Origin of the sequence: Pseudomonas sp. NPDC089530 (assembly GCF_050280705.1) — a bacterium.
In the GTDB taxonomy this organism is placed as follows: Bacteria; Pseudomonadota; Gammaproteobacteria; order Pseudomonadales; family Pseudomonadaceae; genus Aquipseudomonas.
In genome coordinates this window covers 21,694-31,969 of record NZ_JBNNVU010000065.1, presented here as the reverse complement: position 1 = coordinate 31,969, position 10,276 = coordinate 21,694, and the positions used below count along the sequence as shown (strand labels likewise).

10 protein-coding genes and 1 pseudogene are annotated in these 10,276 nt (G+C 63.0%); 3 read left to right on the top strand and 8 right to left on the bottom strand.

The genetic code is table 11. The features are described from left to right. Both ACQKQA_RS21580 and ACQKQA_RS21575 read left to right on the top strand, forming a co-directional pair. A pseudogene (locus tag ACQKQA_RS21580) lies at positions 1–713 on the top strand (argininosuccinate synthase); the annotation flags it as partial. A 349-nt stretch (positions 714–1,062) separates the two neighbouring features. Continuing rightward, positions 1,063–1,689, top strand: coding sequence for a response regulator (locus ACQKQA_RS21575; RefSeq protein WP_427562134.1), 627 nt, complete (start codon positions 1,063–1,065; stop codon positions 1,687–1,689). A gap of 138 nt (positions 1,690–1,827) precedes the next feature. Here ACQKQA_RS21575 and ACQKQA_RS21570 read toward each other — a convergent pair whose 3' ends face one another. From ACQKQA_RS21570 to metG, 8 genes are all read right to left on the bottom strand, one after another. Next, positions 1,828–2,007 carry a PA3496 family putative envelope integrity protein gene (locus ACQKQA_RS21570; RefSeq protein ID WP_427562131.1) on the bottom strand — a complete coding sequence of 60 codons (180 nt, stop codon included), beginning with the start codon at positions 2,005–2,007 and terminating at the stop codon, positions 1,828–1,830. Positions 2,008–2,114: 107 nt separating this feature from the next. Further along, a complete protein-coding gene (nth, locus tag ACQKQA_RS21565; protein WP_427562128.1) occupies positions 2,115–2,753 on the bottom strand; it encodes an endonuclease III in 639 nt (212 codons plus the stop codon). A gap of 7 nt (positions 2,754–2,760) precedes the next feature. Continuing rightward, a complete protein-coding gene (locus tag ACQKQA_RS21560; RefSeq protein WP_427562125.1) occupies positions 2,761–3,360 on the bottom strand; it encodes an Rnf-Nqr domain containing protein in 600 nt (199 codons plus the stop codon). Next, entirely contained in the window at positions 3,353–3,964 is a 612-nt protein-coding gene (locus tag ACQKQA_RS21555) for an RnfABCDGE type electron transport complex subunit G (protein WP_427562122.1), read from the bottom strand. The genes ACQKQA_RS21560 and ACQKQA_RS21555 overlap by 8 nt, the downstream gene beginning before the upstream one ends. Next, positions 3,961–4,950 (bottom strand): RnfABCDGE type electron transport complex subunit D, encoded by a 990-nt coding sequence (locus tag ACQKQA_RS21550; RefSeq protein ID WP_427562119.1) that lies wholly within the window; start codon positions 4,948–4,950, stop codon positions 3,961–3,963. The genes ACQKQA_RS21555 and ACQKQA_RS21550 overlap by 4 nt, the downstream gene beginning before the upstream one ends. After that, complete coding sequence (gene rsxB, locus ACQKQA_RS21545; protein WP_427562116.1) at positions 4,937–6,142, bottom strand: electron transport complex subunit RsxB; 1,206 nt, start codon at positions 6,140–6,142, stop codon at positions 4,937–4,939. Before rsxB ends, ACQKQA_RS21550 begins: the two co-directional genes overlap by 14 nt. Next, positions 6,139–6,726 carry an Rnf-Nqr domain containing protein gene (locus tag ACQKQA_RS21540; RefSeq protein ID WP_427562113.1) on the bottom strand — a complete coding sequence of 196 codons (588 nt, stop codon included), beginning with the start codon at positions 6,724–6,726 and terminating at the stop codon, positions 6,139–6,141. The genes rsxB and ACQKQA_RS21540 overlap by 4 nt, the downstream gene beginning before the upstream one ends. Before the next feature lie 148 nt (positions 6,727–6,874). Further along, entirely contained in the window at positions 6,875–8,920 is a 2,046-nt protein-coding gene (gene metG / locus ACQKQA_RS21535; RefSeq protein WP_427562110.1) for a methionine--tRNA ligase, read from the bottom strand. 190 nt (positions 8,921–9,110) lie between these two features. Here metG and apbC point away from each other — a divergent pair, with 190 nt between their 5' ends. Beyond that, complete coding sequence (gene apbC / locus ACQKQA_RS21530; protein WP_427562108.1) at positions 9,111–10,205, top strand: iron-sulfur cluster carrier protein ApbC; 1,095 nt, start codon at positions 9,111–9,113, stop codon at positions 10,203–10,205. Positions 10,206–10,276: the final 71 nt, after the last annotated feature.

Genomic DNA, 10,276 nt, shown 5'->3' with positions numbered 1-10,276 from the left:
CCGGCAGCAGCGGGCTTTCCACCGGCTTGCTCACTTCATACAACCTGCTGCACATCTCCTATGAAGGCGGCGTGCTGGAAGACACCTGGACCGAGCACGAAGAAGACATGTGGCGCTGGACCGTCTCCCCGGAGAAGGCTCCCAACACCCCGACCTACATCGAGCTGACCTACCGCAACGGCGACATCGTGGCGATCGACGGCGTCGAGATGACCCCGGCCACCGTGCTGGCGACCCTGAACCGCATCGGCGGCGAGAACGGCATCGGTCGTCTGGATATCGTGGAAAACCGCTATGTCGGCATGAAGTCCCGCGGCTGCTACGAAACCCCAGGCGGCACCATCATGCTGCGCGCTCACCGGGCGATCGAATCGATCACCCTGGACCGCGAAGTGGCTCACCTCAAGGACGAGCTGATGCCCAAGTACGCCAGCCTGATCTACACCGGCTACTGGTGGAGCCCTGAGCGCCTGATGCTGCAACAGATGATCGACGCCTCCCAGGTGCATGTGAACGGTGTGGTTCGCCTGAAGCTGTACAAGGGCAATGTGATCGTCACCGGTCGCAAGTCCGACCAGTCGCTGTTCGACGCCAACATCGCGACCTTCGAGGAAGATGGCGGCGCCTACAACCAGGCGGACGCGGCCGGCTTCATCAAGCTCAATGCCTTGCGCATGCGTATTGCGGCCAACAAGGGGCGGACTTTGTCCTGATGCCTTGAGCCGTTTAAAAAAGCCCCGCCATGAGCGGGGCTTTTTTATGTCCGGCGATCAATCGATTCAAGGCCGATACCTGCAAGTTATCAACTAAGTTATTTCGGGGTTTGATTGTCTCAATGGTTATCGGCCATCTTTCTGTATGCTCTTTTCAGTACAAAGTGTAGGAGTGACAGGGGTGTTTAATATATATGGGCAGGCCTTTAAATTTTTTTGTAAGGCAAATCCGTATTGCTTGTAAGGAACTTCTCTGGGCACTGCTGGCTCAGGGGGTGGCCATGCCACGGGCCAAATGACTGGGTTATGGTGTTTGCTTAAAAACCAATAGCGGACTCTGGACTGACCCATGAAGAAAGTTTTGATCGTCGATGATCATCCCGTCACTCGATTGGCGGTGCGCATGCTGATGGAACGGCACGGTTTTGAAGTTGTTGCCGAAGCGGACAATGGCATGGATGCCCTGAAACTGTCTTATGAACATATTCCGGACATTCTTATTCTCGATATTGGTATTCCCAAACTCGATGGCCTGGAAGTTATCGCCAGGCTTGCATCAAAAGCCATGTCGATCAAAGTGCTGGTATTGAGCCTGCAAGTACCTGGCCCCTTCTCCATGCGCTGCATGCAGGCCGGGGCGGCGGGTTATGTGTGCAAGCAGCAGGACATCACCGAACTGATCAGTGCTGTCAGGGCGGTATTGGCCGGCTACAGCTATTTTCCCAACGAAGCCCTGCATACCTTGCGCTCCAGCCTGGGCATCGCCAGCGAGGAGGGGATGCTGTCCAGCCTTTCCGGCCGGGAACTGATGGTCCTCAAGCAACTCGCCGGGGGGCAGACCAACAAGGAGATTGCCGAAGGTTTATGTTTGAGCAGCAAGACGGTGAGCACCTACAAGAGGCGGTTATTGGGCAAGCTCAACGCCCGTTCGCTGGTGGACCTGATCGAGTTCGCCAAGCGCCATCAATTGGCATGAAGGTGGCCCGCGTGAAGGCAGGACATTGCTGCCCGCCGGCGAACTCGGATTGCTCGGTCTGCATTGCCTGCTTTGAACCGCGAGCGTGATATCCGCGGCGCAACAAAAAAGCCTCCGTGAAAGGAGGCTTTTTTGTTGCTAGAGATCAAAGTCGTAATCGGCCAGTTGCTTTTGCAAGCGCCGCTCTTCCAGAAGGTTGTCGATGGTCCGACGTTTGCTCAAGTTGGTCTTGGCGACCTCGACCACGGGTTCGGCATCTTCTGTTTCAACCGCGGTGAAGTCGTCTTCTACGTCCAGTTGTTCTTTGCCAGTACTCATAAGGTTAACTCCAGGCTAAGACTGCCATTGGCGCTCCTTATATCGACATTCTCAGGACTGGTAAAAAAGATTTTTTCAATCGAGTCATCGTCAAAATCAATGATTGCTCAATCGTCGGAAGTCTTGTGCTTGTATTCGCACAGATCCTCGATCCGGCAGCTTCCGCAGCGTGGCTTGCGGGCCAGGCACACGTAGCGGCCATGGAGAATCAGCCAGTGGTGAGAGTCGAGCAGGAACTCCTTGGGGACGAACTTCATCAGCTTCTGTTCGACCTCCAGCACATTCTTTCCGGGGGCCAGCCCGGTGCGGTTGCTCACCCGAAAGATGTGCGTATCGACGGCCATGGTCAGTTGGCGGAAAGCGGTATTGAGCACCACGTTGGCGGTCTTCCTGCCGACGCCCGGCAGGGCTTCGAGCTCTTCCCGGGTCTGGGGCACTTCGCTGTTGTGCCGTTCCACCAGCAGGCGGCAGGTTTCGATCACGTTCTTGGCCTTGCTGTTGTACAGGCCGATGGTCTTGATGTACTCGGACAGGCCTTCGACGCCAAGGGCATGGATGGCGGCCGGGGTATTGGCCACCGGGAACAGCTTGGCTGTCGCCTTGTTGACCCCGACATCGGTGGACTGGGCCGAGAGGATCACGGCAATCAGCAGCTCGAAGGGCGACGAATAGGCCAGCTCGGTTTTCGGTTCCGGATTGTCTTCGTGGAGCCTGCGGAAAATTTCCAGGCGTTTTGCGGCATTCATGGGTGAGTCATTTCCTTGAAGGCGGTCGGTGTGAGGTCGAAGCAGCGGCCCAGGCCTGTCGGGCGGCCAGTAGCAGCCCCAACAGGATAAAACCGCCAGGGGCAAGCGTCAGCAAATGCAGGCCACCCTGGGAAGCCAGGACCCAGCCTGGCCAGTCGAGGTCGGTCATCCCCAGCAACCATGGCAGGTGGCGGCCGAGGACGCCGCTGCCGAGCACCTCGCGCAGCGCGCCCAGGCCGATCAGCAGCAGGCAGAACAGGCCGGCGAAACGCAGGCGCACGGGGCGCTGGAAAAAGTCCTGGTGTTCCAGCACCACGCACTGCACGGCGATCAGGCCCAGATAGAGCGCCAGCTGTTGTTGCAGTTCGAATGCCCAGGCCTGGGCGGCCAGGCTGGCACAACTGGTGAGCGTGGCGCTGAGCAGGATACTGGCGCCCAGCCGGCTCTGCCCCGCCAGCCGCGGGCGCAGGGCGTTCATGCCCAGGCCGAACAGGCTGCTCACGCAGAGAAAGACCAGGGCCAGGCCCAGGGCCTTGACCAGGGAATCGCTGGCGCCGATCAGCGGTGTCAGCATCAGGGTGTTCTGCAGGGTCGATGATTTATTCATGGGCGGGGCTTCCCAGCAGCTGTTCGCGGTGCTCATCGAAGTAGCGCAGGCTGTCGTGAATCCCCTCGATCACCGCCCGTGAGGTGATGGTGGCCCCGGCCATCTGGTCGAACTGGCCGTTGTCCTTTTTCAGCCCCCAGCCGGCGTCGCCCGGTTCGTCCAGGGACTTGCCGATGAAACCTTGCAGCCAGGCATTGGGGCGTTCGCCGATGCGCGCGCCCAGCCCGGGCGTTTCCGAGTGCTTGAGGGCTTTGCTGCCCAGCAGTCTGCCATTGGCGGCGATGCCGATCAGCAGCTCGAGCGGGCCGCCGTAACCGCTGACCTGGGTGCGCAGCAGCACGGCGCTGGGCTGGCCGTTGCGGGTGGCGCGATAACCGGCGAGCAGGGTGCTGTGGCTGAGCTGAACGCCATCCAGGTGCAGGGGCTGATCCAGCGGCTGATTGTCATAGCTGCCGGCGGGCAGGATATCCAGCAGGGTGCGGGCCTGGATGGCGCGCTGTTCGCGTTCGATACGGGGGGCCGAGGCTTGCTGGACGAGGAAGGTGCCGGTGACACCGACAGCCGCCAGCAATAGCAACAGGCCCAGGTGGGTTGCGCGGTTCATGGCAGGGAAGGCTCGCGGGACGCCGCGACCAGGCGCTCCAGGGCCGGGACGGCGAGGTTCATCAGCAGCACCGCGAAGGCCACGCCGTCCGGGTAACCGCCCCAGGTCCGGATCAGGTAGGTCAGCAGGCCGACCCCCACGCCGAACAGCAGGCGGGCTTTGGCGCTCCTGGGGCCGGAGACCGGCTCGGTGACGATGAAAAAGGCGCCGAGCATGGTCGCGCCCGTCAGCAGGTGGAACACCGGTGAGCCATGGGAATCGGACCCTGAGCCGTTCCAGCACAGTAGGCTGATGACGAACAGGCTGCCGAGCATGCCGGCCGGTGCATGCCAGCTGAACACTCGCTGTTGCAGCAAAAAGGCGCCGCCGACGAGAAACGCCAGGTTGATCCATTCCACCGCTCTGCCGCCGAAATGACCGAAGGCGGCATTGCCGGCGAACAGTTCATCGATGGTCAGGCTCTTGTTGATCCGCAGGCTGTCGAGCGCCGTAGCCTGGGCCCAGGCATCGGGCGCAGTGCTGGAGAAGCCGAAGACCTGTTGCAGGCCGAGCGACAGGTCCAGGCCAGGGGGCGCGGGCCAATGGGTCATCTGCTGCGGGAACGACACCAGCACCAGGGCATAACCGAGCATCGCCGGGTTGAACGGGTTCTTGCCGACGCCGCCATACAGGTGTTTGCCGAACAACAGGGCGCCGGCCGCCGCGCTGACCGTCAGCCACCAGGGGCAGTAAGGCGGCAGGGCCAGGGCCAGCAGGGTGGCGCTGACCAGCGCGCTGCCGTCGCCCAGAAACGGGCGCAATGGCCAGTGGCGCAACCTGAGCACCGCGGCTTCGACGGCGAGGGCGGTGACAGCGCTCAACAGCAGGTTGAGCAGCACTCCCCAGCCAAACCACCAGAAGAGCGCCAGCAGCCCCGGCAGGGTCGCCAGGAGCACCCGCTGCATGGCTTGCCGCAGGCGTTCGTCCGGTTGCTCAAGGGGCGTCATGGGCTTGTACCTGGCGCTCGGCTTCGGCCAGTCGTTCGCGGGCCTCGGCCAGTTGCGGCGCTGGGGTGTCGCTGTGACGTTCCAGATTGCTGACTTCCGCCCGGGCGTAGGCCAGTGCGGTTTTCAACTGCCGCAGGCGGGCGTCGATCGGGCGCTTCTCGGTCCGCACGAGATCGGGCGCCGGCTTGCCGCAGGCGTCCTCGGCCGCGTGCAGGGCCTGCTCCGCGTCCTTCAGGGCCTGAGCCAGGCTGGCCAGTTGCTCGGCCGGCGCCTGGTTATCCTGGGCCTTTTTCAGTTCTGCGCGACGCGTCGCCAGCTGGATTTTGGCGCGCTTGAGGTTGGCGTCCTTGGCGGGGGGCGCTGAAGCTACCGTTTCGACCGAGCTTTCGAGCTGGGCAAGGGCTTGCTCGGCGGCCTCGAACTGGCGCTGCAGGACGATCAATTGCGTCTGTTGCTCGAAGGTCGGGGGATGCCCGAAGGCTTTCAGCGATTTGTTCAGTTGGGCCCGGCTCATCGCCAGGTCGATCTTGGCTTTTTTCACCGCAGCATCGACTGCGGCGGCCTTTTGCGCCTGTACCCGCTCGATGGCGGCCTGTACCGGGTTCGGCGCGTTGTCACTGGGCTGGGCGGCTCGTTGCGCGCGGGCGGCACGCTCGGCCTGCCTGTGTTGTTCTTCGCGTTCCAGGCGGGCGTTGCGGCGCTCGAAGCGCTGGCGCGCATGGTCGCGTTTGGTGGCTCGGGCGCGTTGCTCTTCGGGGCTGGTGGCCAGGCCACCGACGATGGGCAGGATGCTGCCGGGCAGCGGGTGCATCTCGATGCAATCCACCGGGCACGGCGCCACGCAGAGGTCGCAGCCGGTGCATTCGTCGATCAGCACCGTGTGCATCTGCTTGGCCGCGCCGACGATGGCGTCCACCGGGCAGGCCTGGATGCACTTGGTGCAGCCGATGCATTCGGCCTCGCGGATAAAGGCCACCTGGGCCGGCGCCAAGCCACGGCTGATATCCAGCTCCAGCACCGGCACGTTCAGCAGCCTGGCCAGGCCGGCAATGGTTTCATCGCCACCGGGCGGGCACTTGTTGATCGCCTCGCCGCTGGCGATGCCTTCGGCGTAGGGCTTGCATCCGGAGTGGCCGCACTTGCCGCATTGGGTCTGCGGCAGCAGGGCGTCGATGCGTTGAATCAGACTCATGTCTTGAGCAGTCCGTTGAAGCCGAGAAATGCCACGGCCATCAGGCCGGCGCCGATCAGGTCGATCGGCAGGCCGCGAAAGGGCAGGGGCACATCGTTGTTGAGAGTACGCTGGCGCAGGTCGCTGAACAGGCTCAGCACCAGCCAGAAACCGAGACCGGCGCCCAGGCCCAGGGCGAGACTAAACCCGAGCCCACGGTTGGCCTGGACCGCCAGCAGCAACGCGCCGAGCACGCCGGCATTGCCCAGCAGCAGCGGCCAGAGACCGTCGAATGGCAGCCCGGGCAGCATCCGCGCCAGCAGCCTGAGCAGCGGGGCGATCAGCAGCACGGCGAGCGGCAGGAACACGAACAAGTGCAATGAAGCCAGGCCCAGTGGCAGCAACAACGCCTGGTACAACCCATAACCCAGCAGGCTGCAGAGCAGCATCAGGCAACTGGTGGCGATCCCCAGGGCATGCACCCGGCGCCGGGCGAACGGAGGCTCGGCGCCGGCCTGCAACAGCGGGTCGACGCCCAGCGGCCACTGCAACACGAAGTTGTTGATCAGGGCGGCACTGATGAGCGTGAGGACAATCTCGGTCATGTTCGTGGCCGGTGAGGGCGGGCGTATACCTGAAGACTAGGCAATTATCAGACTGGGCAATTATCCGGCAAGGACGCCGGCCCATCCAGATATGAAAATCCCCCCGCCACGCGGCGGCGCGACGGGGGGATCGGTCCTGCAAGCGGAGTTACTTGATCCGCTGGCCCGGCTTGGCGCCGCTGTCCGGGCTCAGCAGGTAGATCTCTTCGCCGCCGGGACCGGCCGCCATCACCATGCCTTCGGAAATGCCGAATTTCATTTTCCGTGGCTTGAGGTTGGCGATCATCATGGTCAGGCGACCGTCGAGCTTGGACGGATCCGGGTAAGCGCTCTTGATCCCGGAGAACACATTGCGCTGCTCGTCACCGATATCCAGAGTCAGGCGCAGCAGCTTGTCGGCGCCTTCCACGTGCTCGGCCTTGACGATCAGGGCCACGCGCAGATCGACGGCGGCGAACGTGTCGAAGTCGATTTCTGGCGACAGTGGATCCTTGGCCAGTTCGCCATTGCCCTGGGGCGCGGCGGTATCGGTCTGGCTGGCGGTCAGGTCTTCTTTCGAGGCGTCGGTCATGGCTTGCACTTTTACTGGGTCGATCCGCGTCATCAGCGGCTTGAATTCGTTCAGCTGATGGTTGCTCAGCAGGTTCTGGTGGTCGTTCCAGGTCAGCGGGGCGACATTGAGGAACGCCTCGGCGTCGGCGGCCAGCAGCGGCAGCACCGGCTTGAGGAAGATCACCAGCTGGCGGAACAGGTTGACGCCGGTGGCGCAGATCGCCTGGACCTCATCCTGCTTGCCTTCCTGCTTGTTCAGCGACCAGGGCGCCTTGTCGGCGATCCAGGCGTTGGCGCGGTCGGCCAGGGCCATGATTTCGCGCATGGCACGGGCGAAGTCGCGGGCTTCATAAGCGTCGGCGATGCTTGGCGCTGCGGCCAGGAAGGCGTCGGTCAGTTCCGGCGCGGCGTTCTGGTCCACCAGCAGGCCGGCATTGCCTTTGTGGATGAAACCGGCGCAACGGCTGGCGATGTTCACCACCTTGCCCACCAGGTCGGAGTTGACCTTCTGCACGAAGTCTTCGAGGTTCAGGTCCAGGTCGTCGACGCCGCGGCCCAGCTTGGCCGCGTAGTAGTAACGCAGGTATTCCGGCGACAGGTGTTCCAGGTAGGTACGGGCCTTGATGAAGGTGCCGCGGGACTTGGACATCTTCTGGCCGTTGACGGTCAGGTAGCCGTGCACGTTGATGGCGGTCGGCTTGCGGTAGCCGGCGCCTTCGAGCATGGCAGGCCAGAACAGCGCGTGGAAGTTGACGATGTCCTTGCCGATGAAGTGGTACAGCTCGGCGCTGGAGTCCTTGCCCCAGAACGCATCGAAGTCCAGCTCCGGCGTGCGGTTGCACAGGTTCTTGAAGCTGGCCATGTAGCCGATCGGTGCGTCCAGCCAGACGTAGAAGTACTTGCCCGGTTCGTCCGGGATCTCGAAGCCGAAATACGGCGCGTCGCGGGAGATGTCCCACTGTTGCAGGCCGACGTCCAGCCATTCGGCGATCTTGTTCGCCACGGCGTCCTGCAGGGTGCCGCTGCGGGTCCATTCCTGCAGCATCTGCTGGAAGTCCGGCAGCTTGAAGAAGAAGTGCTGGGAATCCTTGAGCACCGGAGTGGCGCCGGAGATCGCCGACTTCGGGTCCTTCAGGTCGGTAGGCGCGTAGGTGGCGCCGCATTTTTCGCAGTTGTCGCCGTACTGGTCCTCGGTGCCGCATTTCGGGCAGGTGCCCTTGATGAAGCGGTCGGCCAGGAACATCTGTTTTTCCGGGTCGAAATACTGAGTGATCGAGCGCGTGGCGATATGCCCGGCGTCGCGCAGCTTCAGGTAGATCTGGCTCGACAGCTCGCGGTTTTCTTCGGCGTGGGTCGAGTGGAAGTTGTCGAAGTCCACCAGGAAGTCGGCAAAGTCGGCGCTGTGTTCGGCCTGGACGTTGGCGATCAGTTGTTCCGGGGTGATGCCTTCTTTTTCGGCGCGCAGCATGATGGCCGAGCCGTGAGCGTCGTCCGCGCAGACATAGATGCATTGATTGCCGCGATGCTTCTGGAAGCGCACCCACATATCGGTCTGGATGTACTCAAGCATGTGGCCAAGGTGGATCGAACCATTGGCATAGGGCAGGGCGCTGGTGACGAGGATCTTGCGTGGCTCGGACATGGGGCTCGGCTACTTGATGAAACGGAGGTCGGCCACTATAAAGCGCCGGCACATATTTTTCACCCTTCGGGCCGGTTTCCGGGTGGGGTAGTCGCCCGGATTCATGGCAAAGGCCGAGCTCCCTCGCCACGAATCGGTGTCCGGCGTAGGATAGCCGCCTGATTTTCCCGTCTTGTTATCGGAGTTGCCCATGAGCGCCGTCAATCGCGCAGCGGTGGAAGCCGTTCTTCGCCAGTACACCGACCCCTACCTGAACCAGGACCCGGTCAGCGCCGGTTGTGTCCGTTCCATCGATGTCCAGGGCGACCGGGTCGCGGTCCAGCTCGAGCTGGGTTATGCCGCCGGCCTGTTCAAGAGCGGCTGGGCGCAGATGCTGCAACTGGCCATCGAAGGCCTGGATGGCGTGACGGCGGCCAAGGTCGAAGTCACCAGTGTGATCGCCGCGCACAAGGCCCAGGCCCAGGTTCCGGGCCTGGCCAACGTCAAGAACGTGATAGCGGTGGCGTCCGGCAAGGGCGGCGTGGGCAAGTCCACCACCGCGGCCAACCTGGCCCTGGCCCTGGCCCGCGAAGGCGCCCGGGTGGGGATTCTCGATGCCGACATCTATGGCCCGAGCCAGGGCATCATGTTCGGCATCGCCGAGGGCACCCGGCCGCAGGTCAAGGACCAGAAATGGTTCGTGCCGATCAAATCCCACGGGGTCGAGGTCATGTCCATGGCCTTCCTGACTGACGACAACACGCCGATGGTCTGGCGCGGTCCGATGGTGTCCGGGGCCTTGCTGCAGTTGGTGACCCAGACCGCCTGGGGCGACCTGGACTACCTGGTGATCGACATGCCGCCGGGCACCGGCGATATCCAGCTGACCCTGGCGCAGAAGGTCCCGGTGGCCGGCGCGGTCATCGTCACCACCCCCCAGGACCTGGCGTTGCTGGACGCCCGCAAAGGCGTGGAGATGTTCCGCAAGGTCAACATCCCGGTGCTGGGCGTGGTGGAAAACATGGCGGTGCACATCTGCTCCAACTGTGGCCACGCCGAGCATTTGTTTGGCGAAGGCGGCGGCGAGAAGCTGGCGACCCAGTACGGCGTCGAACTGCTGGCCTCGTTGCCGTTGTCGATGCTGATTCGCGAGCAGGCCGATGGTGGCAAGCCGACCGTGATTGCCGAGCCGGAAAGCCAGATCGCCATGGTCTATCAGGAACTGGCCCGCCAGGTCGGCGCGCGCATCGTGCTGCAGGAAGCCGCGGCACCGGCGATGCCGAACATTACCGTCAGCGACGACTGAGGCGGTTGGGCAACAAAAAAGCCCGGTGCACTGCACCGGGCTTTTTCATGGGCGGTTCCTTTTCATGGGCA